Origin of the sequence: Thermofilum pendens Hrk 5 (assembly GCF_000015225.1) — an archaeon.
Classification (GTDB): Archaea; Thermoproteota; Thermoprotei; order Thermofilales; family Thermofilaceae; genus Thermofilum; species Thermofilum pendens.
In genome coordinates this window covers 205,444-230,705 of sequence record NC_008698.1, presented here as the reverse complement: position 1 = coordinate 230,705, position 25,262 = coordinate 205,444, and the positions used below count along the sequence as shown (strand labels likewise).

34 protein-coding genes are annotated in these 25,262 nt (G+C 54.2%); 28 read left to right on the top strand and 6 right to left on the bottom strand.

Annotation, left to right across the window (positions count from 1 at the left end; all coding sequences use genetic code 11):
* Positions 1-53 precede the first annotated feature (53 nt).
* From TPEN_RS01300 to TPEN_RS01270, 7 genes are all read left to right on the top strand, one after another.
* Positions 54-293 (top strand): hypothetical protein, encoded by a 240-nt coding sequence (locus tag TPEN_RS01300; RefSeq protein ID WP_011751936.1) that lies wholly within the window; start codon positions 54-56, stop codon positions 291-293.
* Positions 294-765: 472 nt separating this feature from the next.
* Positions 766-2,247 (top strand): hypothetical protein, encoded by a 1,482-nt coding sequence (locus TPEN_RS01295; protein ID WP_011751935.1) that lies wholly within the window; start codon positions 766-768, stop codon positions 2,245-2,247.
* A 129-nt stretch (positions 2,248-2,376) separates the two neighbouring features.
* Positions 2,377-2,850: a 30S ribosomal protein S13 gene (locus tag TPEN_RS01290; protein ID WP_011751934.1), complete on the top strand. Its 474-nt coding sequence runs from the start codon at positions 2,377-2,379 to the stop codon at positions 2,848-2,850.
* A gap of 2 nt (positions 2,851-2,852) precedes the next feature.
* On the top strand, positions 2,853-3,371 hold the full coding sequence (locus tag TPEN_RS01285; RefSeq protein ID WP_011751933.1) for a 30S ribosomal protein S4: 519 nt from the start codon (positions 2,853-2,855) through the stop codon (positions 3,369-3,371).
* Positions 3,364-3,834, top strand: a complete 471-nt coding sequence (locus tag TPEN_RS01280) for a 30S ribosomal protein S11 (RefSeq protein WP_011751932.1) — start codon at positions 3,364-3,366, stop codon at positions 3,832-3,834. Before TPEN_RS01285 ends, TPEN_RS01280 begins: the two co-directional genes overlap by 8 nt.
* Before the next feature lie 264 nt (positions 3,835-4,098).
* Positions 4,099-4,926 carry a hypothetical protein gene (locus TPEN_RS01275; protein WP_011751931.1) on the top strand — a complete coding sequence of 276 codons (828 nt, stop codon included), beginning with the start codon at positions 4,099-4,101 and terminating at the stop codon, positions 4,924-4,926.
* Between the two features lie 78 nt (positions 4,927-5,004).
* A complete protein-coding gene (locus tag TPEN_RS01270; RefSeq protein ID WP_148678068.1) occupies positions 5,005-6,210 on the top strand; it encodes a pyridoxal phosphate-dependent aminotransferase in 1,206 nt (401 codons plus the stop codon).
* Between the two features lie 4 nt (positions 6,211-6,214).
* Here the strand turns inward: TPEN_RS01270 and TPEN_RS01265 are convergent, their stop codons facing one another.
* The 6 genes from TPEN_RS01265 to TPEN_RS01240 all read right to left on the bottom strand — a co-directional run bounded on the left by TPEN_RS01265 (position 6,215) and on the right by TPEN_RS01240 (position 11,224).
* On the bottom strand, positions 6,215-6,592 hold the full coding sequence (locus TPEN_RS01265) for a roadblock/LC7 domain-containing protein (RefSeq protein ID WP_011751929.1): 378 nt from the start codon (positions 6,590-6,592) through the stop codon (positions 6,215-6,217).
* A 117-nt stretch (positions 6,593-6,709) separates the two neighbouring features.
* The gene (locus TPEN_RS01260; RefSeq protein WP_011751928.1) at positions 6,710-7,258 is read right to left on the bottom strand and encodes a GTP-binding protein; all 549 of its coding nucleotides are present in this window, start codon (positions 7,256-7,258) and stop codon (positions 6,710-6,712) included.
* Positions 7,221-7,637 carry a roadblock/LC7 domain-containing protein gene (locus tag TPEN_RS01255; RefSeq protein WP_011751927.1) on the bottom strand — a complete coding sequence of 139 codons (417 nt, stop codon included), beginning with the start codon at positions 7,635-7,637 and terminating at the stop codon, positions 7,221-7,223. Before TPEN_RS01255 ends, TPEN_RS01260 begins: the two co-directional genes overlap by 38 nt.
* A 4-nt stretch (positions 7,638-7,641) precedes the next feature.
* Positions 7,642-8,433, bottom strand: coding sequence for a hypothetical protein (locus tag TPEN_RS01250; RefSeq protein WP_011751926.1), 792 nt, complete (start codon positions 8,431-8,433; stop codon positions 7,642-7,644).
* Between the two features lie 57 nt (positions 8,434-8,490).
* A complete protein-coding gene (locus TPEN_RS01245; protein ID WP_011751925.1) occupies positions 8,491-9,684 on the bottom strand; it encodes an HIT domain-containing protein in 1,194 nt (397 codons plus the stop codon).
* A 166-nt stretch (positions 9,685-9,850) separates the two neighbouring features.
* A complete protein-coding gene (locus tag TPEN_RS01240) occupies positions 9,851-11,224 on the bottom strand; it encodes a hypothetical protein (protein ID WP_011751924.1) in 1,374 nt (457 codons plus the stop codon).
* Between the two features lie 103 nt (positions 11,225-11,327).
* Between TPEN_RS01240 and TPEN_RS01235 the strand changes: the two genes are divergently transcribed.
* From TPEN_RS01235 to TPEN_RS01135, 21 genes are all read left to right on the top strand, one after another.
* The gene (locus TPEN_RS01235) at positions 11,328-12,407 is read left to right on the top strand and encodes a M24 family metallopeptidase (RefSeq protein WP_052884997.1); all 1,080 of its coding nucleotides are present in this window, start codon (positions 11,328-11,330) and stop codon (positions 12,405-12,407) included.
* 6 nt (positions 12,408-12,413) lie between these two features.
* Positions 12,414-13,013, top strand: a complete 600-nt coding sequence (locus TPEN_RS01230; RefSeq protein ID WP_011751922.1) for an endonuclease dU — start codon at positions 12,414-12,416, stop codon at positions 13,011-13,013.
* A 73-nt stretch (positions 13,014-13,086) separates the two neighbouring features.
* Positions 13,087-14,124 (top strand): S-methyl-5-thioribose-1-phosphate isomerase, encoded by a 1,038-nt coding sequence (mtnA, locus tag TPEN_RS01225; RefSeq protein ID WP_011751921.1) that lies wholly within the window; start codon positions 13,087-13,089, stop codon positions 14,122-14,124.
* A 91-nt stretch (positions 14,125-14,215) separates the two neighbouring features.
* Positions 14,216-14,623 carry a hypothetical protein gene (locus TPEN_RS01220; RefSeq protein ID WP_011751920.1) on the top strand — a complete coding sequence of 136 codons (408 nt, stop codon included), beginning with the start codon at positions 14,216-14,218 and terminating at the stop codon, positions 14,621-14,623.
* Between the two features lie 146 nt (positions 14,624-14,769).
* A complete protein-coding gene (gene rplX / locus TPEN_RS01215; RefSeq protein WP_011751919.1) occupies positions 14,770-15,165 on the top strand; it encodes a 50S ribosomal protein L24 in 396 nt (131 codons plus the stop codon).
* Entirely contained in the window at positions 15,149-15,904 is a 756-nt protein-coding gene (locus tag TPEN_RS01210) for a 30S ribosomal protein S4e (RefSeq protein ID WP_011751918.1), read from the top strand. Before rplX ends, TPEN_RS01210 begins: the two co-directional genes overlap by 17 nt.
* Positions 15,904-16,452, top strand: coding sequence for a 50S ribosomal protein L5 (locus tag TPEN_RS01205; RefSeq protein ID WP_011751917.1), 549 nt, complete (start codon positions 15,904-15,906; stop codon positions 16,450-16,452). The genes TPEN_RS01210 and TPEN_RS01205 overlap by 1 nt, the downstream gene beginning before the upstream one ends.
* 4 nt (positions 16,453-16,456) lie before the next feature.
* Positions 16,457-16,621, top strand: a complete 165-nt coding sequence (locus tag TPEN_RS01200) for a 30S ribosomal protein S14 (protein ID WP_011751916.1) — start codon at positions 16,457-16,459, stop codon at positions 16,619-16,621.
* A 13-nt stretch (positions 16,622-16,634) separates the two neighbouring features.
* Positions 16,635-17,021: a 30S ribosomal protein S8 gene (locus TPEN_RS01195; RefSeq protein WP_052885370.1), complete on the top strand. Its 387-nt coding sequence runs from the start codon at positions 16,635-16,637 to the stop codon at positions 17,019-17,021.
* Positions 17,011-17,490 (top strand): 50S ribosomal protein L32e, encoded by a 480-nt coding sequence (locus TPEN_RS01190; RefSeq protein WP_011751914.1) that lies wholly within the window; start codon positions 17,011-17,013, stop codon positions 17,488-17,490. The genes TPEN_RS01195 and TPEN_RS01190 overlap by 11 nt, the downstream gene beginning before the upstream one ends.
* A gap of 1 nt (position 17,491) precedes the next feature.
* Entirely contained in the window at positions 17,492-17,959 is a 468-nt protein-coding gene (locus TPEN_RS01185) for a 50S ribosomal protein L19e (protein ID WP_011751913.1), read from the top strand.
* Positions 17,937-18,527: a 50S ribosomal protein L18 gene (locus TPEN_RS01180; protein ID WP_011751912.1), complete on the top strand. Its 591-nt coding sequence runs from the start codon at positions 17,937-17,939 to the stop codon at positions 18,525-18,527. Before TPEN_RS01185 ends, TPEN_RS01180 begins: the two co-directional genes overlap by 23 nt.
* A 39-nt stretch (positions 18,528-18,566) precedes the next feature.
* Positions 18,567-19,175: a 30S ribosomal protein S5 gene (locus tag TPEN_RS01175; protein ID WP_011751911.1), complete on the top strand. Its 609-nt coding sequence runs from the start codon at positions 18,567-18,569 to the stop codon at positions 19,173-19,175.
* Positions 19,176-19,181: 6 nt separating this feature from the next.
* The gene (locus TPEN_RS01170; RefSeq protein WP_011751910.1) at positions 19,182-19,652 is read left to right on the top strand and encodes a 50S ribosomal protein L30; all 471 of its coding nucleotides are present in this window, start codon (positions 19,182-19,184) and stop codon (positions 19,650-19,652) included.
* Between the two features lie 130 nt (positions 19,653-19,782).
* Positions 19,783-20,244 (top strand): uL15 family ribosomal protein, encoded by a 462-nt coding sequence (locus TPEN_RS01165; RefSeq protein ID WP_052885368.1) that lies wholly within the window; start codon positions 19,783-19,785, stop codon positions 20,242-20,244.
* Positions 20,245-20,246: 2 nt separating this feature from the next.
* Positions 20,247-21,677 carry a preprotein translocase subunit SecY gene (gene secY, locus TPEN_RS01160; RefSeq protein ID WP_011751908.1) on the top strand — a complete coding sequence of 477 codons (1,431 nt, stop codon included), beginning with the start codon at positions 20,247-20,249 and terminating at the stop codon, positions 21,675-21,677.
* Positions 21,678-21,771: 94 nt separating this feature from the next.
* Entirely contained in the window at positions 21,772-21,993 is a 222-nt protein-coding gene (locus tag TPEN_RS01155; RefSeq protein WP_011751907.1) for a FaeA/PapI family transcriptional regulator, read from the top strand.
* Between the two features lie 172 nt (positions 21,994-22,165).
* Complete coding sequence (locus TPEN_RS01150) at positions 22,166-22,987, top strand: putative RNA uridine N3 methyltransferase (protein ID WP_011751906.1); 822 nt, start codon at positions 22,166-22,168, stop codon at positions 22,985-22,987.
* Between the two features lie 180 nt (positions 22,988-23,167).
* On the top strand, positions 23,168-24,172 hold the full coding sequence (locus tag TPEN_RS01145; RefSeq protein ID WP_011751905.1) for a 50S ribosomal protein L3: 1,005 nt from the start codon (positions 23,168-23,170) through the stop codon (positions 24,170-24,172).
* Positions 24,173-24,178: 6 nt separating this feature from the next.
* Positions 24,179-24,982, top strand: a complete 804-nt coding sequence (gene rpl4p / locus TPEN_RS01140) for a 50S ribosomal protein L4 (RefSeq protein WP_011751904.1) — start codon at positions 24,179-24,181, stop codon at positions 24,980-24,982.
* Positions 24,979-25,251: a 50S ribosomal protein L23 gene (locus TPEN_RS01135; RefSeq protein ID WP_011751903.1), complete on the top strand. Its 273-nt coding sequence runs from the start codon at positions 24,979-24,981 to the stop codon at positions 25,249-25,251. Before rpl4p ends, TPEN_RS01135 begins: the two co-directional genes overlap by 4 nt.
* Positions 25,252-25,262: the final 11 nt, after the last annotated feature.

The following is a 25,262-nucleotide window of genomic DNA, read 5'->3' as shown; positions in this document are numbered from 1 at the left end:
CCCCCCCCCCCGGGGGCGACACAGGCAAAGCCCCCGGGAGAGGCGCTCAACAGGTGAACCCCGCGGCCCAAGATGACAATGACCCCCAGAAGCCCGGCCGCGGGAGGACGGGGGAGGAGGGGGCCGAGGCGCAAGCGAAGACTAGGCCTTGGGGAGAAACCCTGCCCCTCCCCGCCGCTAAAAATATCTTTTTTTACCCGCTCGTCTACCCATCCCTCCCGTCAATGGGGGCCCTCCCGGAGAGGGAGAGGTCCGATGAGCGCGCTCGGCTGGGCTTTGCCCGGGGCGCGTGAGGGGGCGCCTGCCCGGCTGGGCCTTGCCCGGGGCTGGCGCCTCCGGGGCCCTGTGAACGCCCGCGTCTGGGCCGCGCCCGGCGGGTGCGAGGGAGCACGCGGCGGCGGGCCGTGCCCGAGCCGCGCGCCTAGACGAGCGGGGGCGGCGGGGGAGGCGGGGCTCTGGGGCCCCAGCCCCGGGCTGGGGCGTCTCTCCCTCAACCGGGGAGAGACCGGCCTAGGGGCTGAGCCGCTGGCTGTGAAGCCCGACACGATGAGCCCCGCATGGGGTGACGGTCGCCCCTAGTAAACGCCGCCGGCTTCCCCGGGGGGCCGGTCGAGGCGGGCTGAGCCTTGCCCCAGCGGGCCCGCCCGAGACGACGACGAGGACGCTCACGGCGCTTAACGCTCACACATCCCTCCCGCCACGCTGACCCCTGATGCGCGCGCCCTCGCAGGGCGCCCCCTCCACCATTTAAGGAGGGGTTAAGGTATGAATGAAGTAGTGATGAAGGGAGATGGAGCGGGGGAGGGTGTCGAGGAACGCGTTAGGGAGGAGGTTTGGAGGCGTGCGGCTCTAAGCTTGTATGCCACCAGGATCAAGGATAAGAGGAGGTCTAGGGGTAAGAAGAAGAGGGGCGAGATACACTACGTGGGCCTCTTCGACGCGGTGACTGGGATTAACTGGGACTTTACCAGGTTTGCGGCGCACGCGCTGACTGTTGTGCCGGACGAGGCTTACCCGAGGTTTTACAGGTTCATAGACATCGACGCGAGGAAGTACCTCTTGCTAAGCGATGACAACAGGCCGAGAGAGGGAAGCGCGGCCGTAGAGCTCAGAGGAAGGTTGCAGGCAATCGTCGACGCCGGCGCCGACGGCCTCAGAGCCGAGAGGCATGGAAGGCACTGGCGCGTCTACCCTCCGCGGGAGAACTGGTACGTCGTCGTGAGCAAGCCCACTAGCGGCTGGTCCGTGCGCATCCCGTTGAAAGGCTTCTGGGTTGAGTCAGAGTTTCCCAGGGTTCTAATGAATACTCCGATCAGCGTTCTACGGAGCCTGCAGAGGGGGTGGATCTTAACGGATGTGACACCCCCTCATGGGCGCCACAGCGATGTACGTTTCAGCACAACGCAACCGTGGCAGTTGCCAGCCACGCTCGCGGCCTTTCCTAGTGACAATATTCGCTTGGGCATCACGGCGGGCATACTCGGCAGTACCAGGCTAAGCATTGAGTGGGGAGTGAGCATCTACGGCTACGAGGAGGAGCTGGGCTGGGCTTCAGGGCTTGTAGGCGAAGTTAAACGTGTAGAGTTCCGTGCACTCGTCGAAAGGTGCAAGGCGCTACAGGGGGACCCGGTCGCTCTACACACAGCCTTCCTGGGAGACGGGCTACGCACACTCTTTCTGAGGATAAGAGAGTTATACTTCAGTATTGGCAACGAGATAGTCTACTTGCCGACGGAAAGCGCTGTCTTCAACGCCCGCGCCGCGGTCGAGCTTGCCTCTGAGTACGTAGCATTCGTAGGTAAAGTCACTAGGTGCGCGAAGATTCGGCACTGGCTCTATGTTGCCTACGGAGCGCCAGGCAGGAGGGGTAGGAGGCCCGGACAGAAGGTGGTGTCTTACCAGGAGCTCGGTTTTTACGTTGACATTGCCGGCGCGATGCTGAACCTCTCCTTGGTAACCGTCGGCGACAAGTACGCCTACATATACGCTAGGATGCCCTTTGATAGCGCGCCGCCAGGCTGGTACGAGAGAGCCGTCAAGGAGGGGTGGACTGTGAATGTTGTCAGGTCAGGCGGGACGCTTTACTACGAGATCCCTCAGGACTCTCTTTTCGAGCACGCAGGCGAGGATCCGGAGCTCTGGGAGGCGCTCTACCGCTTCGCAGTTGCCAAGTCGGAGGCTAGGCCGGCCGCGAAGAAGCTAGTCGAAGAACTGCTAAGGATCAAACCAGCTGGGGCACAAGAATAAGGGGTAAAACCAACAGAGAAAGGCGCCCGGCCCCCTCCTCGAGAAACGCGTGCACGAGAAGAGGTTCCAAGTTCCGCGCGCGACGAAAAGATTTTTATTTAGGGGGCATCGAAGGAGAAGAGGGAATGTATGTCCGGAGAGTTCAGGTACATCGTACGAGTCGCAGGGGTGGACTTACCAGGAGATAAGGCTCTCGTCTACGCGCTAGCCGACATTAAGGGTATAGGAGTCTCGACAGCGCAGGCTGTAGCCAAGAAGCTCGGACTCGACCCCTACAGGCTTCTCGGCACATTGAGCGAAGAGGAGGTGGAGAAGCTCTCTGCTGCTCTCAGAGAGATAGAGAAGCTGGGGCTTCCACCGTGGATGCTCAACAGGAGGAAGGACCCGTTTCTAGGCGTTGACCGTCACCTGATAACTTCAGACCTCTTAATCACGGTTAGAAACGATATAGAGTTCATGAAGAAGATCAAGAGCTACAAGGGAGTTAGACACATGCTTGGACTTAAAGTCCGCGGACAGAGGACGAGGACGACCGGCCGTACCGGGTTAACTGTCGGTGTTAAGAGAGGAAAGGAGAAAGCTCAGCAACAGAAGGGTGGCTAGGCATGGGAGATCCGAAAAAACCTCGTAAAAAGTGGCAGGGACCGTCCCACCCGTGGCGCAAAGAGACTCTACTAGAGGAAATGCAGCTCGTCGGAGAGTACGGCTTGAGAAATAAGAGAGAGCTCTGGATAGCAAAGTCTCTTTTAAGGGAGATACGCGCAAAAGCTAGGAAGCTTTTAGCCTTGCCCGCCGAAGAAAGGATTAAGCTGGAAAAGCCCCTCGTCTCCAGGCTGTATAAAATGGGGCTGTTGCCCAGCGAGGACGCCAGCTTGGACGACGTGTTAAGCCTTACTGTGCGGGACGTCCTAGAACGACGCCTTCAGACGATCGTCTACCGTAAGGGTTTAGCCACGACTATTAGGCATGCAAGACAGCTGATCACGCACGGACACATAGCGGTGAACTCCAGGCGAGTGAGAAGCCCTGGCTACCTCGTGTCTCGAGACGAGGAAAACTTCATTAGTTACTACGAAGGCTCACCACTCGCTAAGATGGCTCAGGGAGGTGCGCAGAATGTCTGAGAAAGAGCAAAAGGAGGTTGAAGCAAAAGAGTCTTCCGGGAAAGCCGAAGAACGCAGGGAAACGAGGGAGAAGCAGGTCAGGGGAGACGTCGGGATAGCGTGGATCTACGCCAGCTACAACAACACGATAATACACATTACCGACCTGTCGGGCGCCGAGACTATAGCGTTTGCATCGGGAGGAATGGTTGCCAAAGCTGATAGAGACAAACCCTCCCCCTGGGCGGCTATGCAGGCAGCGGCCCGTGCAGCGAAAATAGCCCTAGACAAAGGGATCAGGGTTGTACACGTAAAGATAAAGGCTCCCGGAGGGTATGGTCCAAAGACGCCTGGACCCGGCGCCGGGCCTGCTATACGTGCGCTTGTTCGGGCAGGGCTCATGGTGGATAGAATCGAGGACGTAACACCACTTCCAACAGACAGCATCAGGAAGCCTGGAGGACGCAGAGGAAGAAGGGTATAGCAACCCTACACGTTGACTTTTCCACTAAGACTTTCTTGCATGACTAGATGAAGAAGGTATGTTTGTCAGACCGGAAACCTTTTCGTCACGTATCCGTGCTGCAATGGGTCATCATCTACTTTCTCCATGGATGCGTGGCTCTTAAGCTTTTGCGCCACTGGAGCAAGCAGAGTCGCTTTATACGCCCGTGCAAGGTTTTTCGCGCGCTGGGCTTATATTGCTGTAAGCGAACATATCTAGTAGTCGCTAAAACGGTGCGTCATAGTGCCATGGATAGGTATTGGGAAGAAGTGCCTGGAGAACGAGCAAGAGGTTGCGAAGTACCTAGAAGATAGCGGGGTACAAGTTTTGAAAAAATTTGAGCTCGAAATAGAGGTAGACGGCGAGTGGATACCCTTCTTGGTGTTCGAGGTACTAGGCTTCGTCGAGGGACTGAGCGAAGACCTTTCCAGGAACTTCCAGTGCCCAACCTTGGAGAGCGGCCCACACCTCGTACTCGGCGAGGTCTCCGCGAAGCTGTGGGATGAAGCGGTAAAGGTCGTTTTCCCGGATGGAGGGTCGAGGATAATACCGGTGTTTACCTTCGACGCTTTCCTCGATATTCGGGTGCCTACGAAGAAGGTTAAAGGCTTGAAGGGACAACTGATACTAGCCGGGAGAGTCTTCGAGCTACCGCTTTCGAAAGATGACCTTCTCTTCATAGCTAAGCTCGATAAAAAGTACCTGGAGAAGATTGAGAAGGCTGTCGCAGTGTATGGTTTGGACAAAATACTCTCGAAGGAGGCCCAGGCGGAGCTCGCCGGGAAGCCTTCAAAGAAAAGTCTCTCGTACGAGGTTGACTACGAGAGCGGTATGGCTCTCGTGATGCTGGAGAACAAGATTCAAACAATCGGTATACCCCGGCTCGCAGTTCTGCTTGCCGAGGAGGAAATGTACAGGGATATCAGGGAAATCTATGGTAAAATCTCAGAGGAGTTGAAGGAAAAGATGAAAGAAGCTTTACTGGACTACTACGAGTTCAGAAAGCTTTCCGGGCGTTCCCTAAAAGATCTTGAAGAACTTTTAAAAGAGCTAGGAGTAGAAGTGAAGTAAAACCAATGCCAACTAATATCTTTAAGCTTTTCGGCTAAAAATATATTTATGAGGCACGGTCATATTACATCGGTGGGCATGCCCAGGCTTGCATCCAAACCTCAGGCTATTACTGCCTCCCCGATAAGGCGTATCGCCGCGCTACTAGACGAGGCTAGGAGGAAAAGCGACATAATAAGCTTCGGCGGTGGGGCGCCGAGTCTTCCCCCACCGCAGGAGGTTGTAGACTTCCTCGTAGACTTCCTCAAAAACAACCCCCAGAAATCCGTGGCGTACGGGAGCACTAGGGGGATGATCGAGCTTCGAGAGTTGATAGCCCAGGATCTCAAGAAGTACTGGGGAGTAGACTACGACCCCAAAGACGAGATAATAATAGTTAACGGTGGCACTGAAGGCATATACCTAGCGCTAAGCGCGATACTGGAGCCCGGAGACGAAGTAATAGTGCTGGATCCCACGTACCTAGGCTACCACGAACCCGTAAAACTACTGGGGGGCAGGGTTAGAACGGTCCCTGTAACCGTGGAGAACGGTTACCAGCCAAGGATAGAGGACGTTAAGAAGGTTATATCCCCGCTCACAAAGGCTTTCATACTGCTGAGCCCGGACAACCCCACCGGGAGGGTCGTCACAGAGGAGTTCGTAAGGGGGCTGGTAGATCTAGCAGTCGAGCACGACTTCTGGATAGTATTCGACGCCGTCTATAAGCACATATCCTACGGCAGGCCTACCCCGTGGGTAGACTCCTTTAAGGGCGCCCGGGAACGCACGATAACGATAAACAGCTTCAGCAAGGAAGCCTCGATACCCGGGTTCCGCCTAGGCTACGTTACAGCCCCCCGGGAGGTCGTGGAGGTGATGGAGAAGATCAAGCAGTACGTATCCCTGGCTCCCGACACGCCGGGGCAAATAGCGATGATAAAATTCCTGGAGAGCGGAATCAAGGATAGGTACCTACAGGAAGTAGTCATACCGACATACCGCAAGAGGCGCGACTTCATGTATAAGTGCATCCAGGAGTACCTACCGGAGGCTAAAACCTCGCTACCGGAGGGAGCCTTCTACTTCTTCGTCAACATCGAAGAATACCTGAAAGCCATGGGACGCGACGACGAGGAATTCGCGAACAGGTTGCTGTACAGGAAGAGCGTCGTAGTCATACCCGGCAGGTACTTCGGAGAAATGGGCAAGAACCACATCAGGATGACCTTCGTAAGCGAGCCGGAAGAGAGAATCGAAGAGGGGATAAAGAGGATGAGCGCGTACGTCTCGAGCTACATGTAGCAAGCTAGGAGAAGCCCGCTGCCTCGGCTATCCTCCTCTTTATATCCTTTAAAGTGTAGAGTAGGACGCCGAGCCTAGTGTCCTTGCCGAACAGCACAGCCATGTAGCCTATTTCTCCCAGCTTAGTGTATATAATGCCGGAGCCGTCCGGCGCGTTTACTGTAATCCACTCAGCCTCACCCTTCCCAAGCTCGGTGCTCGCCCTGTTACCGACCTCCGACAGCACCGCTGTCAACGCGGCTACCTTTTCTTCGAGATCCTTGTCCGTCAGGCTACTAAACAGCGGTAAACCGTCGCTACTAGAGATCACGAAGCCCTCGACCCCCGCCACGCGGGTGACTGGGTCGATTATCTTTCGAAGACTTTCGAGGTCCAAGCTCAATACTGTTCACCATGCTACATCGTGAAATCCCGGCTATATTTTTTCTTCGTTGAAAATAGTCACCATTCAAACACTTAGGTTTTAAACGCCAAAGGCGAAGAACGTTTTCAGCTATGCCTATGGAACGACTCTTTCCTCTCTCCTCGTAAGGATGAGGTCGACAAGCTTCTTAAGTACGCTTATGGCCATGGCTTTATCGCGCGCTACCAGCGGAGCTACGTAAGCTGGGTCTACGTTGAATATCGATGCTACCCGGCTTGGGGGTACGGAGCCCTTTACGTCTTGCTTGTTTACCGCTATAATGTGGGGGTAGTTGCCGAGGCTCTTCATATACGTGTAAATGCCTCTGGCTCTGTAGACTTCGAGTAGCGAGCTTCCGTCGACGAGGAACAGGTACCCGTGCATGCCCTGGGCCAGCACTCTCCACATGAACTGTAGCCGTGTTTGACCCGGAGTCCCGAAGAGGTATATCGGGATTCCGTCCAAGTACAGCTTTCCGTAGTCGAAAGCGACCGTGGTATACTCCTTTACTTTTTGCTCGCCGGGGGTGGTTACGGGCACCTCTGTAGAGAGTACGTTTTCCGCCACTGTCCTTACGAATGTTGTCTTTCCGCTGGCATATGGACCGCTAACCAGTATCTTGAGATAGCCTCGCTGGACCTGCATACCCGACACCCGCCGTGCGGACTACGTCCTCCTCGTACTTTCTGAGCACGAGGTGTATTAGCCCCAGGTTAGGTCTCGGAGTTGTCGAGAGAGCTATGAACGACCCGTCGAGAGAGGATATGACTATATGCTCTCCGTTTTCGAACTCTACGTCTACCCGCTTAACCTTCGAGTTGAATATGTCGCCCAGAGCGTCGAGCGATCCAAGAGCGGCAGCCGAAGCTACGGCGAGGAACTCCGCCTGTGGCTGGTCTGGCGCCACGTAGGCTACCGGTATGCCGTCCCGCCAGGCAAACACTATCGAGACTATGGCGTCGTGGGTTTCCTTGATTATCTTCGCGAGCACCCCCCTTACTTGGTCGCTTTTATCCGCGCTCATAGCTTTAACCCGTGAAACCTTTCTTGCTCAACACCTCGGTGAAATATTTGCTTATCGATTTCTTAGCCGCGGTGATAACATCCTCTGTGACTTCGCGCGCGTCTGAAAACTCGAGAATACCGTACACGGATAAGTCCCTTACCTCGCCCAGATAGAATATCTCCAGTTTTCTACCGCCCCTCGTCAGTGAAACGTTTTGCGAATTATAAAGCCTTAGGATGTCCAGTAGGCGAGCCGGCTCATCGCTACCCTGCCCATAGATTTCAACGGGGTATCCCTGGGAAGTTATTATACACGCGAACCTGAGCCCGGGGAAGTATAGAGGTAGGTCGCCAAGACTTTTCAGCTCGACCTCTCTAACGGCTTCCTTTGCAACGGGCTTCGCGGTGACTTGTGGTTGGGCGATGGGTCTGGGGGCGGGTACTTCCCGTGATATCCTTTTCTCCAGGACAACAAGCTTAGTCTCCAGCGTGTTAACCTTCGCGGACAGGGTCTCCAAGCCCTCGACAAGCTTCCTTATGTCTTCGGAACCGGGTTTGCCTGCCCCGCTTTCGAGGAGCTCAACCTTTTTTTCTAGCTCCTTAAGCGTCAAAGCCAGGCTTTCCAGCTCCTTCGCGAAGTTTTCTCCACGGGGCTCCTTAACTCTGCCGGCAAAAACCTTTAAGACGTAGAGGAGGGATATGAGGGTGCCTGCGCTGAGACCTATGGACGCGAACGCTATAAACACAACTAAAAGAGTATCCACGGTGAGGGTTGCCTGGAAAAGTCCGCTTTGATGAAGAGTTGTTGGGTACATGAGCCAGCCACTAACACTTTTAACTTTCTGCGAGATTTTATAATTAATCTTTCGTTTTCAATCTTTCTCCACCATACTTCTCAGTTGTTCGGCCGCCTCCTCGGGTGTCACCCTGGCTACGCGGACGGAGTCCAGCATCTCTATCCCGCCGACGTGTTCGAAGGGGATTATGTCGATGAACATGTGGAAGAACGAGTCGTACCCGTAAGGATTGCTGTAGAACAGTACGTTGCGGTCCCGCGTAATCCCCAGCCTATCCATGGCCCTGGAAACTCTTCGAAGCACATCGGCTAATCCGAGTAGTTCGCTGCTCGAGAGATCCGTGTACCGCGCTACATGCCTCTTCGGAGCGGCCCTTACGTGGTAGTTTCTCCTAGGAGATGAGGTTGCCCACGAGATCCAGGTCTCGTTTTCGTAGACGATTCTGTCTTCGTGGCGCGAGGTGCACAGGTGGCACCCCGAGTTGATCCGCATTTCTTCGAAGGCCTGTAGGATGCTCTCCATGTAGGCTCCGTGCCCGTCTTCGTTCAGGTCTATGTAGACCTGCGAGTGTAGGCGCGGCTGGGTTCCCCCGGCCAGTCTTCCTATGTTGAAAAACGGGTAGACAGGGATTAGCCTGAACCCCTTGCTTCTACTCTCCTCGACTGCTCTGATTATAGCACTCTTCATGGAGGAGAGCATCGAGACTAGGATTTCCAGCGGCACGTCGCTCAGGGTCTCGTAGTAGCTTGTGGGGAAGGTCACGAGGTTGATCCCGAACGCTATGCGCGTATACTTGTCTTCGACGAGCCTGGACACGGTCTCCTTGATTTCGGGGTCTATGTGCCTAACCATGGCCGGGAACCTATTCACTATGGTCACCGAGGTGTAGTCCCTGAGAGACTCGCACATTATTGGCTCCACGCTGAAAACTGAGTCCAGAGGCTTCTCGTCGAGAGTCACCGGTATCGCGTAGTCCTTCCCCTCTACGATATCCTTGAAAACGTCCTTTACTACGGGAGCCTGGTTCTCGCCTGGCCTTGAAGACCTCACAGGGCTTATATAGCTGAAGTGCCCCTTCCATTTCCCGATCGGGTAAGCTTTTCCGGTACTCTGGTCGACTAGGCGTATCTCGGCGGCGGATAAGGGGTCCCACCGTTTCCGCGGAATAAGCTTCGCTTTCTCTTTGGAGAAGTTATACTTCGAAACTACCCCCCAGTGCATAAACGGTATTTCTTCGTACGGCATAGCCATTTTCTTCACGATACTCACTTACGCCACCCCGCGTGGGAGAGTTTATCCGGGTACTCCGTGGTACATGGTAAAATAAAGAAAATAAAGGTTGTGCATAAAAGGAAAATTAATGCAGGGTTGTTTTAAGGCTGGGCCGGTCTATGGACGAGAATTTTTCCGGTATGCAAAGGAGCTTTACGTCTCGCTACTTCTTCTCTTGTGCCAGGAAGCCTACGATTTTGAAGCGGTTGTAAAGGTGCTCGAGAATAAAGAAGAACTCCTCGTTTATCTTCGCGGGACAGGCATTGAATGCCTCTTCGAAGGCTTTTCTAGCAGTGTAACCCCTATCTATGAGTGACTGAATCTTCTCGGCTATTCTCAAAGCGTCTACCCTGCAGATAAGCGAAGCTTTAGGCTTCGCGAGGTCGCTCATACCGTCTATGACGTCTGCAGGGAAACCCGTCGCCTTGGAGAGTACATCCCTTAGTTCTTCCCAGGAGAACGGGGGTACGTACAGAACGACGGTGCGTTCCGGGTCCAGCGTAAGTATCTCCTCCTCCCTGTTTTCGTGGAAAAGGAACACACTCGCGCCCTGAATGCGCCCCTTGAGCACTGCCTGGAGAACGACCCTCTCATCCTCAACGCATGGTCCATAAATGACTATATTCTTCGCGCTCGAAAGAGCTTGTGCAAAGAAATCGGTGCGTGCAAGCCGCAGTATATCCGCGAAGGCTATGCTTGGAGGGTACTTTTTCTCATTGCTCTGTTTAGCTCTCCGCAACCTATACCTGATGCTAGACAGGGAAAAACCGGGAATGCTTGCCAGAGTAACGCCCACAGCTACCGCCTCGGTAACGCCCACCAGGGCCCTGAGAATATCTAGCGGAAACGTGACTGCGGGGATGAGGAGGATGACGGCGGCTAGAGCGATTCCCCTCCACCCGGTTTTCTCTGCCGCAGCTGACGCGACGACAAGAGATGCTACAAGCGTGAAGAACGTTAACGCTAGAAAAGCGTTGCTAGCGAGCAACTCGAAGAGCCGCAAGTAGAATAGGCTGGCGGCGCTTAAGGGGTTCGTGCTTTGCGCTACTACATCACTATAGACTCCTCCTGGTAAATAGAGGCTGTAAACGTAGCCGGGACTACTCGCATGTAAGGCTTTGAGCGTAAAAAGAGCCAGGGCGAAGACTAAAGAAGTCGAAAAAGCTTCTCTGTAATCTTCGCTGGAAACCTCCGCGAGGAGAATTCCTAGGACCACGGGGAGAAGCTGGGGGTCGATAACGGCGGTCGTCGATGCAATGGATACTATCAAGGCGCTTCGCCAGCTCTGGATAACCTTGAAGATGAAGAGCAGGGAGAGAGGTAGGACTATGAGCGCGAAAGCGTATTTTCCGTGCAGGTATAGGAGTAGCGGCGGCACCAGGGCTGCGAGTGAAGATCCAAGAGACGGGCTGGCGAGCGAGGCAACTGCGGGGACGAATTCAAAGGCGTTTACAGGCTCCCCGTGGAGAGCTAGGAATAGGCGTGTCGCCGTGTAGGCGCCGAGAGCCGCGAGGAAGCCACGCGCTAAGACCTTCATATCTCTGCCACGGAAAGGAGTCTACGCGGTCTTAAACCTAGCGACGATAAGAATAAAGAGCGACAACGAGGCTTTAGCTTTTGTGATCGACTTTAAGCAGCACGTGTCCAAAGTGGTTGAAAGGATCCTGGTACCCAACGATCTTAACTACCTAGTGGTGATGTCGGCTTCTAACATCTTCTACCTTTCGGGTAGCGACGCTCCTTCCGCGCTTGTCGTGTCTAAAGAAGGAGAGGTCAGCGCGCTCGCCTCCCGCCTCGAGTACTTCAGAGCAGTATCCGAGACAAGCGGCTTGCGCGTAGTGGCGTTTGCACGCGAAGGGGAAGACGTTAGCGAGTACGAGGAGGTTGTACGGGGTGACTTCTACGAGGCGCTTTCACGAATGGTGTCCGGCAGCGAAAGGATCGGCGTTGTAGGGGCTTCCTGCGAGGCAAAGGAAAAGCTGGCGGAGAAGACAGGGAAGCAGCTATACGACTACTCCAAGGAGTTCTCCCTCATAAGGCGCGTGAAAGACCCCGGGGAGCTCGAAGCAATAAACAGAGCTGCTCGGCTCGCAGAGCTGGCTATGAGGAAGGCTCTAGACACGCTGGAGCCAGGGGTCACCGAGTCGGAGGTTGCCTCCGAGATCCTGAAGGTCATAGTCTCCTCCGGTGCATATCCGTCGTTCCCACCCATAGTGGCCTTCGGGGAGCACGCGGCTCACCCGCACGCGAAGCCTAGCCTGAGGAGGCTTATAAAAGGCGACTTCGTAAAGATAGACCTGGGAGCTAAGGTTGACGGCTACTGCTCGGACATGACCAGAACCCTGGTCTTCGGCGAGCCGTCTGAGAAGCAGCGAAGAATATTCGAGGCGGTGGTTAAAGCTCAGGAAAGCGCGCTCGCCTCTATTAAGGCGGGCGTACAAGCCCGGGAAGTACACGCAATAGCCCTCAGAGCCTTGAAGGAAGCGGGGCTTTCACAGTACTTTAATCACGGCCTGGGGCACGGCGTCGGCGTCGATATACACGAGGAACCGTACCTTAACCTTCAGAGCGAAGCTGTGCTCCTCGAAGGAGACGTAGTTACGGTTGAGCCGGGAGTCTACCTGCCCGGCTACGGCGGAGTACGCATAGAGGACATGGTGTACGTGGAGAGGGGCGGAGGACGCCTGCTGACATTCTTCAGCAAAGACATGGTGGTTTAGGTAGACATGCTGGTATCCAAGCCTGCCTTCCGAGTACTGGGAGTTGCCGAGTGTTTCAGGAAGCGTGCCCGGAAATCTGTGATCGCAGGGGTTGTCTGGAGGCGTGACGGCTTTGTCGACGGTGTATACCTATCCTTTGCGAGTGTAGGCGGGATGGACGCTACCGACGCCATCGTCGATATGTACCTGAGAAGCTCCAGGAGAGACATAAACGTCATCATGCTCAATGGGTGCATTATCTCGTGGTTTAACATAGCCGACCCAGAGAAAATATACGAGAGAACGGGAATCCCCGTTATCTGCCTAAGCTACGAGGAATCGGAAGGCCTCGAAAAGTACATAGAGAAGTACTTCCCCGGAGACGTTCACAGAATGCGCGCCTACCAGTCGCTGGGTTCGAGAAGGCTAGTATACGTGAAGCCTGCGCGGACGTACGTTTATGTGCGTGCCTCCGGTATAGCGATGGACGAAGTATCGCGTATACTCAACGTTACTACGAAGAGCGGCAAGGTCCCCGAGCCGTTGAGGGTTGCGCGGCAAGTAGCTAGAGCAGTACACTCGCTGCTCGAACGCGAAGACCCTCAACTACTGGGGATACCGCTCTAACAACCGTAACTCTCTCGAGAAGAGGGTTAGGCGCGCGTTAAGAATATTTTGTGGCAGGGCATCTTCAAGGCGTATGCTGAACCTCCCAAGAACGATCGAATGGGTTAACGGTAGGGTTAGGCTTATCAACCAAAAGCTCCTACCGCACAGGCTTGAGTATATCGAGACGTCCAGCTGGGAGAGAGTAGTTAAGGCTATAAAGGACATGGAGATTAGAGGGGCACCGGCTATAGGCGTGGCAGCAGCCTACGCTGTCGCGCTTTTCGCCGTTAACTTTCCCGGAGAGAACCTTGAGGCCTTTATGAAGGAACTCGAGAGGGTGGCGGGGGTCGTGAAGAGTGCGAGACCCACCGCGGTGAACCTCTCGTGGGCAGTGAACAGGGTCGTAAGGGTAGCCATGACGGCTACAAGCGTAGAGGAGGCTAGGAAAGTGATACTCGAAGAAGCCGTGAAGATTCACCGGGAAGACGAGGAGGCTAACAGGAGGATAGGCGAGCTAGGCGAGCAGCTGATAAGCGACGGGGACACAATAATAACGGTCTGCAACGCCGGCTCGCTGGCTACGAGCTACTGGGGAACGGCTACCGCCCCCATGTACGTTGCCAAGGAGAAGGGCAAGAACTTCAGGGTAATAGCGCTCGAGACACGGCCCTACCTGCAGGGTGCGCGGCTCACGGCTTGGGAGCTCAAAATGGCGGGGATCGACGTCGTTATAGCCACGGATAACAGCATCGGGATACTAGCGATGAAGGAGAAGATCGACCTCGCGATAACAGGCGCCGACAGAATCACGGCGCAAGGATACGTTGCCAACAAGCTGGGCACGTACCCTCTAGCGCTTGTGGCACGGGTGCACAACATACCGTTCTACGTAGCCGCTCCCTCCAGCTCCTTCGACCTCAACGCGCGCGGCCCCGAAGACATCGAGATAGAGGTTAGAAGCCCGGACGAGGTTGTCTACATAGCTGGTCAAAGGATAACTCCCGAGGGCGTCAGCGCGATCTACTACGCTTTCGACATAACGCCTCCCCAACTGGTCACGGGAATCATAACGGAGAAGGGCATAATTTACCCGCCCTTCGAGAAAAACATCAGGAGGACAATCGGCTAGCCCTTTTACCAACGCAAACGCCAAGTGAAGTTTTTACAACCGCTTTCAATATTAACGACATAGACGCGGTACATAGTAGGGGGCCCAGGAAATGGACGTTAGAATGATAAAGCTGAAGAAACTCGAAGACCTAGTTCACGTGCTTAACACTGCGCAGATACCAGTAGTCCACCACATGTCGCTCGACTCGAGACAGATATACTTCATACCGTTCATCCTAGGCGCAGATTCGAGCATCATATACTTCTACGAGAACGAAAAGATGCTCAGCGGGAAGTTTCTCCTATTCAACAATTTCACCGGTGAGATAACGGTGTCAGACAAGTGGACGTCTGATACGCGGTACACGGTTATACCGATAATAGAAGTAGACTGGCAGAACGTGTTCCCGGAGAAACAGATACTGCACGAGCTGAGAGCTCAAACCCCCAAGGTAAAGGTTGAGAAAGAGAGGAAAGGCCAGGCGCATCGGTTGATTGCGGAACAGCCCCAGCAGTAGGGAACTCTTCTCTACGGTTGGCGCTGTTCTAGCAAGGTAGGCACACGCTGGCGTCGCATTGTTACCTTCCTGGCTGGCGTAGCTCGACCGTAAGACTGACGGAAATTTTATAAGGCGCGTGGAAAAAGCCTTGTGGGTGCGCATTGGTGGTCAAGGGAACATCGTCGAAGCCGGGAAAGGTACGCAAGCGGGAGGTATACGATGCACCACTGCATATAAGGTCAAAAAAAATAGTCGCACCGCTGTCTGCAGAGCTACAGCAAAAACTTGGGATTAAGAGGATTCGCGTAAGGAAGGGAGACCGAGTATTAATTGTTAGGGGGTCATTCAAAGGGCATGAGGGAAAGGTGACCTCCGTGGATGTGAAGAAGGGGCGTATCCACGTGGAGGGCGCCACGCTTCGCAAGGCTGATGGAACTGAAGTCCCCTTCCCGATACATCCCTCGAAGGTCGTAGTCACGGAGCTCGACCTATCCGATCCTAGGAGGAAAGAACTAGTAGAAAGGAAGAAGCAGGTGGTCGTGAGTGGGCAGGAAGGTTAAAGGATCCTTGAGGCACCTTAGGCGTAGCGTTGCACCGCCGTTCTGGCCCATAAAGCGCAAAGAGTACGTGTGGACAGTAAAGCCTAGCCCGGGTCCCCATTCCCTGCTCAGCTCCATACCCATAGGGATAGTGTTGCGCGATGTCTTTGGGTATGCAAAGACGATGAAGGAGGCGCGTAGAATACTGGCCTCTAGGGTCATAGAAGTCGACGGTAGGGTTGTAACGGACTACAAGTTTCCTGTTGGCTTAATGGACGTTCTACACATAATCCCGGAGGAGAAGTACTATCGGGTCGTACCCGATCCTGCTAGAAAGCTAAGGTTCGTAGAGATCAAACCCGAGGAGGCGGGCTACAAGCTAGCCCAGATACGCAGGAAGATGACTGTTAAGAACGGAGACCTACAGTTCACGTTACACGATGGGAGGAACGTACTAATCAGGAAGGGTAGCGAGGCCTACTCGACGGCTATTTCCTACAAGACATATGACGCGTTGCTGATAACCATTCCCAGACAGAGTATAGTAAGTCACGTACCGTTCGAGGTGGGCACCCTGGCTATCGTGGTAGATGGGCGGAACGTCGGCTTCATGGGTAGAATTAACGCGATTCAGCAGGTGTTCAAGAGAAGTCGCGCCCTCGTGGAGCTCGAGGATGCCAGCGGTGCGAAGTCTAGGACTATACTCCAGTATGTTCTCCCAGTTGGGAAAGAGAAGCCACTAGTAACGGTGACTGCGTAATGGCTAAGGTAGGACCCGTGCTCGAGACAGATCACCCGATGCGCAGGGTCTTCATAGGTAAGGTCGTGGTGAACATCGGGGTAGGCGAGGGCGGAGAGAGGTTAATGAAGGCGGCGAAGCTTCTAGAAGAGCTCACAGGGCAGAAACCCTCTCTAAGACCTGCGAAGAAAACAGTGAGAGAGTTTGGGGTTAAGAAGGGCGAAAACATAGGAGTAATGGTTACTCTACGCGGTGAGAAAGCGATAAACTTCCTGAAGAAAGCTCTAGCGGCGGTAGACTACAAGATACACGAGAAGAGCATAGACAGGCACGGAAACGTAGCGTTCGGCGTTAAAGAGCACATACTGATACCCGGAGTAAAGTATGACCCAGAGGTAGGTATTTTCGGCTTTGATGTCATAATCGCCATGGAGAGGCCCGGTTACCGCGTTGCTAGGCGGCGCCGCAAGAAGTCCAAGGTACCGGCGCGCCACAGGGTGACGAAAGAGGAGACCATAACGTTTTTAGAGAAAATACTGGGAGTACAGGTCATCAGGGGTAAGAGGTGATTTGATGGCTAAGTTGCATCCTCCAAAGAAGAGAAAGTACGGAAAGGGTAGCAGGAGGTGCATTCGCTGCGGTACCCACGAAGCTATAATAAGGGTTTACGGGCTGAACCTTTGCAGGCGGTGCTTCAGGGAGGTTGCTGAGGAGATAGGCTTCAAGAAGTACTCGTAGGTGGTCTGCCGTGATGCTGGATACCCTGGCTAACGCCTTGTCGACGATAATGAACAACGAGGTGCGCGGGAAGAAGCAGTGCGTAATCTATCCATCATCCAAGCTCATAGTGGCGGTGCTCGACACTTTGAAGAGGTCTGGCTATATCGGGGACTTCGAGCTGATAGACGATGGACGCGGGGGAAAGATAGTCGTAAACCTGCTCGGAAGAATAAACAAGATCGGCGTTATCAAGCCGCGTTACCCCGTGAAGAAAAACGAGTTCGAAGCCTGGGAGCGTGAGTACTTACCCTCTAGGGACGTCGGCCTACTAATCGTGTCAACTCCTAAAGGAGTTATGACCCATAGGGAAGCTAAAGAAAAAGGTTTAGGAGGGGTGTTACTCGCGTATGTCTACTGAGGACAAGGGGATTGCTTCCGGAGAGACTCCCAAGGAAACTGTGGAAAGCGTGCCGGAGAAGAGGGCCAAGAGGAAGCCCGCTCTGCCCGAGGAAAAGTTAAGGCTACTGAAGCTTAGGCTACTTATCTCCAGGCATAGGCCTCACTTCACGAGGATGAATATCTGGCAGTTTAAACGGCTCGAAGACGTGTGGAGGAGCCCCCGACACTTCTTGGACAATAAGATAAGGTTGCAGAGGAAAGGCTTTCCGCCCATGGTCAAGGTCGGCTACAGGGGTCCAAGGGCGGTCCGAGGGCTTCACCCATCCGGCTTCGAAGAAGTGCTGGTATCCAGCGTGAAAGACTTGCTGGGTCTAGACCCCGCTAAGCACGCCATAAGGATCTCCGCGAAAGTCGGGAAGAAGAAGAGGGGAGAAATAATTAAAAAGGCAGAGGAGCTTGGATTCCGCATACTAAACGCGGGTGGTTAGGATGGACGTGTCGCTCGCTAGACGCCTAGCATCCGAGGTGCTAGGTGTAGGAGAGAGCAGGATATGGATAGACCCGGATAAACTGGACGAAGTTTCAGCGGCTATAAGCCGTAGCGACGTGCGTAGGTTGATAAAGGATGGTGTCATAAGGGTTCTACCGCCGAGCACGCCGTCCAGGGGGCGTGTACGCGAAAGGAGGCTTAAAAGGAAGAAGGGGAGGGGCAGAGGCCCCGGAAGCAAGAAGGGCCCCAGAGTGGACGAGAAGAGAGCCTGGATAAACAGGGTACGCGCGCAGAGGCGCTACCTAAAGTTCCTCAAAGAGAAGGGGCAAATAGATACGAAGACATTCCGGTACCTCTACAGGCTGGTAAAAGGAGGTATGTTCAGAAGTCTGTCACACCTAAAGCTCTACATCTCCGAGCATAAGCTGGTAAGGGTGGAGGAAGGTGGCGAGAGGAGCAAGGTATAGAGTTCCATTGAAGAGGCGCCGAGAAGGTAAGACCAACTACTACAAGAGGAGAAAACTCATAATCTCCGGAAAGCCTAGGCTCGTAGTCCGCGTACTTTCAAGGACGGCTATAGTGCAGATCGCGAAGGCAACCCCTAAGGGAGACGTCGTGATAGCATCTGCTCACTCCAACGAGCTGAAGAAGTACGGCTGGAAAGGCTACAGGAGGAATACCCCGGCTCTCTATCTGCTGGGATTCCTCGCCGCTAAAAAGGCGCTCAAACAGGGGGTTACTGAGGCGATAGTCGATATCGGTCTCCACAGGCCCGTAAAGGCTTCTAGAGTATTCGCGGCCGTAAAGGGAGCCCTCGATGCCGGGTTGAAGATCCCAGTAGGAGACGGCGTACTGCCGGAAGATGACAGGGTTAGAGGAGAGCACATAGCTAACTACGCTAAGATGCTGAAAGAATCGAACCCGGAGCTCTTCAAGTTGCGCTTCTCCGGGTATCTGTCCGCGGGCCTTGATCCAGAAAGCCTACCGGAGCATTTCGACAGCGTGAAGCAGAAGATCGAGGAGGCATTACAATAATGTTTTTAACCGATAATCGCTGTGGAGGTGGAGAGGGACATGTCTGGTGAATGGCAGCCTCGAACGCTCCTGGGAAGGCTGGTGGTAGAGGGCAAGATAAAGAGCATAGATGAGGTCTTCGCGAGAAACATGCCTATACGCGAAGTGGAGATCATCGACACACTGCTACCCGGATTGAAGTCTGAGGTTCTAAGCGTGGGCTTCGTGCAGAGGCAGACAGACTCGGGAGAAGTCTCACAGTACCAGGTTACGGTCGCTGTTGGAAACGAGGACGGCTACGTAGGAGTCGGAATGGGGAAGTCTAGGCAGATAGGCATAGCCATCGAGAAAGCCACGAGAAGGGCAAAGCTGAACATTGTCCCCGTGAGGCGTGGTTGCGGGAGCTGGGAATGTCTATGCGGAGAACCCCACAGCATACCGTTCAAGGTGGAAGGCAAGGCCGGAAGCGTTAAAATCGAGCTTATACCTGCGCCTAAAGGAGTGGGCTTGGTAGCGAGCGACGTAGCTAAAACGGTGCTAAGGCTTGCGGGCATAAAGGACGTGTGGTCAAGGTCCTACGGCGAGACGAGGACAACGCACAACATGGCTAAAGCCGTCTACGAGGCGCTTAAGAAGACGTACCAGTTTTACTCCCCGGATCAGTGGTGACCCGGCATGGCGCTGTACCTGGTGATAAGGCTTAGAGGTCAACCGGATAGGAGGCCGGAAGAAGAAAAGGCGCTCGAACTCTTAAGGCTACACAAAGTGTACCACGCTGTTCTCGTCAAGGACGATCCATCAATAAAGGGTATGCTGGAGAGGACGCTGTCCTCTGCTGTCACGTGGGGGGAGATAAATAAGGAAACACTCGTCGAGCTGTTGAAGAGAAGAGGGCGTATTACTGGCAACAAGAGGCTAACAGAGGAGTACTTAAAGAAGATAGGGTTTAACAGCTTCGAAGAGCTCGCCGAGGCATTGATCTCCGGTAAGGTGTCCTTGGAGGATCTGCCCGGTGTAAAGCCCGTGTTCAGGTTGCGCCCCCCGAGCGGCGGCTTTAGGGGAACTATTCGGCGCAACATTAACGCCAGGGGCGAGCTCGGCTACCGCGGAGCTGATATAAACAACCTTGTCCTCAGAATGCTTTAAGGAACGTAATCAAGCAGGCACATACTTCTGTTCTTTCGCTTAACAGCTTCAGGGGTTTCCAAGCGCGCGTCTCGCGCTTCGCCGCTAATTTTTTAAGTACTTGGGGTCTCATTAGCGGGAGGTGTTAGGCTTGGTAGTGAGACGGGAAAAGAAGAGCAGGGCGTACCGCGGAAGCAGAACCCACGGTTGGGGGCGCGTTGGGCAACACAGGAAGAGCGGCAGTAGGGGTGGGAGGGGTCTCGTCGGCTACCACAAGCATAAATGGTCCTGGACTGTCAAATACGCACCTGACTGGTATGGTAAACATGGCTTCACGAGACACCCATCGCTGGTGGTCGAGTACCGCACGATAAACGTGGGGCAACTAGACGCTGAAGTGGAAGAGTTCTTTAGGAAGGGCTTAGCCAGCCGGGAGGGCGATGCCTATGTCGTCGACTTGACACAGCTGGGCTTTAACAAGCTCACCGGATCTGGGCAAGTGAGAAACAAGATAATCGTTAAAGTTCCTGTGGCTACCAAGAGGGCTATAAGCAAGATCGAGGCGCAGGGAGGACGCGTCGAGGTTGCTAAAACGCAGGAAGCCGGTGAGTAAGCTTGGGGCTTAAAGAATCTTTAGACAGCGTTTTTAGATTTCTCCCGGAGATAGAAAAGCCACGGAGAAAGCCGCCTCTCAGCGAAAGGTTGCTCTGGACGGCCCTGGTGCTAGTCGCCTACTTCGTAATGGGTCAGACACCGCTGTACGGTATTCCGAGGCAGACCCAAGGCACTCTAGGCGCCCTCGAGTTTCTAAGAGTCGTCATGGCGTCCAAGAGGGGGACTCTCATTGAGCTTGGTATAGGTCCAATAGTGACTTCCGGAATAGTCTGGGAGCTACTGGTCGGTAGCAGGATAGTAAACCTTGACCTCACGACACCGGAAGGCAGGAGGACTTTCGCAGGTCTACAGAAACTCACGGCTTTCCTCTTCGCAGCGTTAGAGGCGGCAGCCTACATACTCGGGGGCGTTTACGGAGCCCTAACACAGCAACAACAGATCATAGTCTTCGTGCAGCTATTCGTTGCGAGCACGTTCGTTATACTCATGAACGACATGCTCGAAAAGGGCTGGGGCATAGGGAGCGCTGTCTCGCTATTCATAGCGGCAGGTGTCGCTCAACAGATCTTCTGGGAACTCTTCAGCCCGATAGGACCCCTAGGGGACGGGCTCTACTACGGGCTCTTCCCGTCGCTCTTCTCCGCGCTGGTCAGCGGTAACTCAACGCTACTGATGCATGTCGTAGTTCGACCGAGCGGGTACCCCGACCTTGTAGGCTTCGTGGGAATGGTTGTTATGTTACTGCTACTAACGTACATGGAGTCGATGAAGATCACGATACCAGTTTCTAGCGTTAGGTTTGGCGGGGCGAAAACGAGGATACCGTTGAAGTTCCTCTACGTATCGGTCATGCCGGTAATCCTCGTAGGCGCTCTCTATGCCAACGTGGTGATGTTCACGCAGGCGCTGTGGCCCAGGGTGAATCCGGGCAACCAGAACCCCTGGCTCAACGTTATCGCAAAGTACAACTACACGGAGTACGGCCCGGTGCCTCTACCTGGGTCGTTCGTGTACTACATATCTCCTCCGCGCTCACTTGCGTCCGCCCTCGCCGATCCCGTCCACCTAGTGGTGTACTCTCTGCTCTACATCGGGTTCGCCGTCCTCTTCGGAGTAGCCTGGATCCTAACAAGCGGCATGGATCCCGAAACGCAGGCGGAGCAGCTCGCAAAGGCTCAGCTACAGATACCCGGCTTTAGGAAAAGCGAGAAAGTCATAGCATCCATGTTGAAGCGCTACATCTGGGGGTTAACGATACTGAGTAGCATAATAATAGGCGTCATCGCTGTAGTCAGCGATATATTCAGAGTAATGGGTGGCGGCACGGGCATACTACTGTTGGTAGGCATAATAGTGCAGTACTACTCCATACTGGCGAGCGAGAGGGCACTCGAAATGTACCCATCGCTCGCGAGGCTCATTGGAGAGTAATCCATTTTCGTAAATATTTTGTCTATGTAAGCACTTTTTGCGTTAAAATAGATAAAACTTTAATATCGCTGAAATAATTTATACGACGACCGGTATGCCGCGAAAAGTTACGGACAAAATACTCGAGAGAAAGAAGCTCATCTATGAGTATCTGAAGAAGCATGGACCAATGCCAACCGTAGAGCTAGTACGAGACCTGAAGCTCTCTCATAGTCAGGTCTTCTACATACTTCGGCTCCTCCTAAGGGAAAAGAAGGTGAAGGAGGAGAGAAGGGGAAAGATGGCCTACTGGATAGCGTTGGAGTCTGAGCAGTAAGGGTGTTCCGAAGGGGATATAAGAAAGACATAAAAAGTAAGCTTAGCAAAGGTAAGCTGGGTGATCCGGTTGGGTGGACGCCAAAGAACTTCCCTCTTCCTCGAGCGCAAGAAGGAGTTGAGAGAGAAGCGAGCAAAGGAATCTCAGGCAAAGTAGTTGGCTGAAAGTGTCGATGTGGCCGCCTTTGAAGCCAAGGCTGAAGAGGGCTGTAGCTGTACCTTCGAGCACTTTCTCTAATCTTAGTGAGCCTGCTAGAACTTTCCACGTTGCCCTCCTTGCGCGCGCAGTTACGATTTTCCGAGTAGAGGAGGTAGCTATCTACCAGGAGTCAGGACACCCTTGTGCAGAACTTAAGAGAATACTAGACGCACTCGAGGTGCCGCAGTATCTCAGGAAGTACCTTGTTCCGAGATCGCGCGAGTACAGGTACCTCGGGCTTGTTCCCCCGCTTAGGTCTCCGAGCCACCTTCTGAGAGGAGAGGAAAGCGAGTACAGAGAGGGTTACGTCGTTTCGCGCAGAGGAACTAAGGCGTTAGTGGATGTTGGACTTGGAAACCCTGTCGAGGCAGAAGTTCCCACAGACGCGGGTAGAAGGGTTACGTTGCGTCGAGAGGGGGCAGGGTGGCGCTACGTCTCTCCGGAGGAGGTAAAAGTGTACTGGGGCTACAGGACTAAGTGCTACAGCTCTTTGCGTGAGGCACTGGAACACTACAGGTCGCGGGGCTTTCTCCTCGTGGGCACATCGAGGAAAGCCGCACCGGTATCGCTGGTTCTAGAGGAGATAAAGAGAGAGGCTACTGCGAAAAACGGTGTCGCAGTGTTTTTCGGTACGTGGAACAAGGGGCTTCAGGAAATCTCGGAGGAGGAGGGCTTTGAACTGGAATCTTTTCTCGACTTCATTGTTAACACTGCGCCTATCCAAGGCGTAAAAACGATTAGAACGGAGGAAGCCGTCTACATTTCCCTCGCTATTCTAAACCTGAACCTTGAATAAAACTAGCCAGGCATTGCGAGCCGCGCGCTCGTGCGTGAGGAGGGGGCCGGGCGCCTTTTTCCTGGTGGTTTACCCTATTCCTGCCCTGTCCCCAGCTTTTCGCGCGCACTACGTAGTGCGCAAAATTTAATAAAGCTCTGCAAATCGTTGCTAGGCGGTGTTCGCATAAGGTGGTAATGAGTGGCGAAAGGTCATAGGCCTCGACGCGGATCGAGGGCGTACTACCCGCGTAAAAGAGCGAGAAGCATCGTAGCTCGCGTTAGGAGGTGGCCGCAGAACAGGGAGGGCTTCCTCGGCTTCGCTGGGTACAAGGTGGGGATGCTTCACGTAATAGGGGTGGAAATGAACAAGAATAGTCCGTTCTACGGCCAGGAGAGGTTCTACGCGGCGACTGTCATCGAGGTTCCACCGTTGAAGGTCGTCGCTGTAAGGGTTTACGAGAAGACCCCCTACGGGAAGAAGACCCTTTGCGAGGTATGGGCGAAGGATCTACCCAAGGACCTGGAAAGGGTGTTCCCGCTACCCAAGGATCAAAGCTACCATGAAGAGCAGTTGAAGAAGCTCGAAGAGGTTAAAAGCCGGGTATCCGAGGTTAGAGTGCTAGCGGCGACTCAGCCGAGGCTTTCAGGCCTAGGTAAAAAGAAGCCGGAGCTGATTGAGATAGCTGTGGGCGGTCCGCCCGAAAAAGCCTTGAGCCTCGCGCTCGAAAAGCTCGGCAAGGATCTAACTATAAGCGATGTATTCAAGGAGGGGGACTACATAGATGTTATCGCCGTAACGAAGGGTAAGGGCTTTCAGGGCTCGGTTAAAAGGTTCGGAGTTGAAGAAATGCCCAGGTGGCACAAGCACAGGAAGGGTCACAGCAGGATTGGAAGCGTTGGCCCGCAGAAGCCCGCCATAATGTTCTATACGCCGTTCCCAGGACAGCTCGGTTTTCACCAGAGGACGGAGTACAACAAGAGGATATTGAAAGTCGGGGATGCGGAGTCTCTCAAAGAGATAAACCCGCCCGGCGGGTGGCCGCACTACGGGCTAGTGAGAAGCCAGTTTATAATAGTTGAAGGCAGCGTTCCTGGCGCGGTGAAGCGGCTTGTAAGGTTGCGCCACGCCATCAGGGCTCTCAGAGTTCTCCCGCCGCCACAGATAACCTATATAAGCACGGCTCCCTGGCCTCCGGCGAGGTGAGGTTAAATGTCCCAGGAAGTAGCCGAGGTTTTAGAGGTTCCCGTCTACGATTTAAACGGGGCTGCTGTGGAGAGGATAAAGCTCCCCAGCTTCTTCAAGTCTCCAGTAAGGCCCGACCTGATCAGGCGCGTCTACATAGCCCTATTCACGTCTAGGTTGCAACCAAAGGGGACAGACCCCCTAGCCGGCCTCCGAACAACGGCAGAGAGCTTGGGAGTAGGACACGGTATCGCTAGAGTTGCCCGAATAAAGGGCGGGTTGAGGGCCGCCAGGGTTGTCCAGGCGGTTAAGGGGCGTAGGGCGCATCCTCCGCGCGTAGAGAAAATAATCCGAGAGGAGGTTAACAGGAAGGAGAAGCGTAAAGCCCTGCTCTCGGCGCTGGCGGCTGTGGCGTCTAGGGACTTCGTGCTGAAGAGGGGGCACGTGGTGCCGGATATCCCGCTGCCGGTGGTCGTAGCTGACGACTTGGAGAGCATAAGCAAGGCTAGGGATTTGAGGGCTTTCCTGGAAAAGCTTGGACTCTGGAAAGACGTCGAAAGAGCCCAGACCAATACACGTGTGCGCGCGGGTAAGGGGAAGATGCGTGGCAGGAGGTACAAGAAGCCGAAAAGCCTGCTGATAGTAGTTGGGGAGGCGCGAGGCATCGAGCTCGCCGCCAGGAATATGCCCGGAGTCGACGTGGTAACGTATAAAGAGCTGTCTGTGCTTCACCTAGCGCCTGGCGGGAATCCTGGCAGGCTAACTGTCTTCACGAAGTCGGCGGTTAAGGGGCTTGAGGAAAGGCTCAAAGGAGAGGTGTTGCAGAAATGAGTAGCGGGGTAGACTACACGAAGATAATAGTGAAACCTTACCTTACGGAGAAGACTCTGAGACTGATGGAAGAGACAAACACGCTGGTGTTCATAGTCGATAGGAGGGCGTCAAAGCCGGAGATAAAGAGAGCTGTAGAGGCGCTGTACAACGTCAAAGTTGCAAAGGTAAACACGTTGATAACTCCCGAAGGCTTTAAAAAGGCATACGTTAAGCTGTCCAAGGAGTATTCCGCGGCAGACGTAGCTAGCAGAATCGGGCTGGTGTAGAGGTGAGGGAG

What these genes read in the sequence shown, in the direction of transcription:
- TPEN_RS01295 (WP_011751935.1), top strand. Translation starts at nt 766, where the DNA reads ATGAATGAAGTAGTGATGAAGGGAGATGGAGCGGGGGAGGGTGTCGAG.
- TPEN_RS01290 (WP_011751934.1), top strand. Translation starts at nt 2,377, where the DNA reads ATGTCCGGAGAGTTCAGGTACATCGTACGAGTCGCAGGGGTGGACTTA.
- TPEN_RS01285 (WP_011751933.1), top strand. Translation starts at nt 2,853, where the DNA reads ATGGGAGATCCGAAAAAACCTCGTAAAAAGTGGCAGGGACCGTCCCAC.
- TPEN_RS01280 (WP_011751932.1), top strand. Translation starts at nt 3,364, where the DNA reads ATGTCTGAGAAAGAGCAAAAGGAGGTTGAAGCAAAAGAGTCTTCCGGG.
- TPEN_RS01270 (WP_148678068.1), top strand. Translation starts at nt 5,005, where the DNA reads ATGCCCAGGCTTGCATCCAAACCTCAGGCTATTACTGCCTCCCCGATA.
- TPEN_RS01260 (WP_011751928.1), bottom strand. Translation starts at nt 7,258, where the DNA reads ATGCAGGTCCAGCGAGGCTATCTCAAGATACTGGTTAGCGGTCCATAT.
- TPEN_RS01255 (WP_011751927.1), bottom strand. Translation starts at nt 7,637, where the DNA reads ATGAGCGCGGATAAAAGCGACCAAGTAAGGGGGGTGCTCGCGAAGATA.
- TPEN_RS01250 (WP_011751926.1), bottom strand. Translation starts at nt 8,433, where the DNA reads ATGTACCCAACAACTCTTCATCAAAGCGGACTTTTCCAGGCAACCCTC.
- TPEN_RS01240 (WP_011751924.1), bottom strand. Translation starts at nt 11,224, where the DNA reads ATGAAGGTCTTAGCGCGTGGCTTCCTCGCGGCTCTCGGCGCCTACACG.
- TPEN_RS01230 (WP_011751922.1), top strand. Translation starts at nt 12,414, where the DNA reads ATGCTGGTATCCAAGCCTGCCTTCCGAGTACTGGGAGTTGCCGAGTGT.
- mtnA (WP_011751921.1), top strand. Translation starts at nt 13,087, where the DNA reads ATGCTGAACCTCCCAAGAACGATCGAATGGGTTAACGGTAGGGTTAGG.
- TPEN_RS01220 (WP_011751920.1), top strand. Translation starts at nt 14,216, where the DNA reads ATGGACGTTAGAATGATAAAGCTGAAGAAACTCGAAGACCTAGTTCAC.
- TPEN_RS01205 (WP_011751917.1), top strand. Translation starts at nt 15,904, where the DNA reads ATGGCTAAGGTAGGACCCGTGCTCGAGACAGATCACCCGATGCGCAGG.
- TPEN_RS01200 (WP_011751916.1), top strand. Translation starts at nt 16,457, where the DNA reads ATGGCTAAGTTGCATCCTCCAAAGAAGAGAAAGTACGGAAAGGGTAGC.
- TPEN_RS01195 (WP_052885370.1), top strand. Translation starts at nt 16,635, where the DNA reads ATGCTGGATACCCTGGCTAACGCCTTGTCGACGATAATGAACAACGAG.
- TPEN_RS01190 (WP_011751914.1), top strand. Translation starts at nt 17,011, where the DNA reads ATGTCTACTGAGGACAAGGGGATTGCTTCCGGAGAGACTCCCAAGGAA.
- TPEN_RS01185 (WP_011751913.1), top strand. Translation starts at nt 17,492, where the DNA reads ATGGACGTGTCGCTCGCTAGACGCCTAGCATCCGAGGTGCTAGGTGTA.
- TPEN_RS01175 (WP_011751911.1), top strand. Translation starts at nt 18,567, where the DNA reads ATGTCTGGTGAATGGCAGCCTCGAACGCTCCTGGGAAGGCTGGTGGTA.
- TPEN_RS01170 (WP_011751910.1), top strand. Translation starts at nt 19,182, where the DNA reads ATGGCGCTGTACCTGGTGATAAGGCTTAGAGGTCAACCGGATAGGAGG.
- TPEN_RS01155 (WP_011751907.1), top strand. Translation starts at nt 21,772, where the DNA reads ATGCCGCGAAAAGTTACGGACAAAATACTCGAGAGAAAGAAGCTCATC.
- TPEN_RS01150 (WP_011751906.1), top strand. Translation starts at nt 22,166, where the DNA reads ATGTGGCCGCCTTTGAAGCCAAGGCTGAAGAGGGCTGTAGCTGTACCT.
- rpl4p (WP_011751904.1), top strand. Translation starts at nt 24,179, where the DNA reads ATGTCCCAGGAAGTAGCCGAGGTTTTAGAGGTTCCCGTCTACGATTTA.
- TPEN_RS01135 (WP_011751903.1), top strand. Translation starts at nt 24,979, where the DNA reads ATGAGTAGCGGGGTAGACTACACGAAGATAATAGTGAAACCTTACCTT.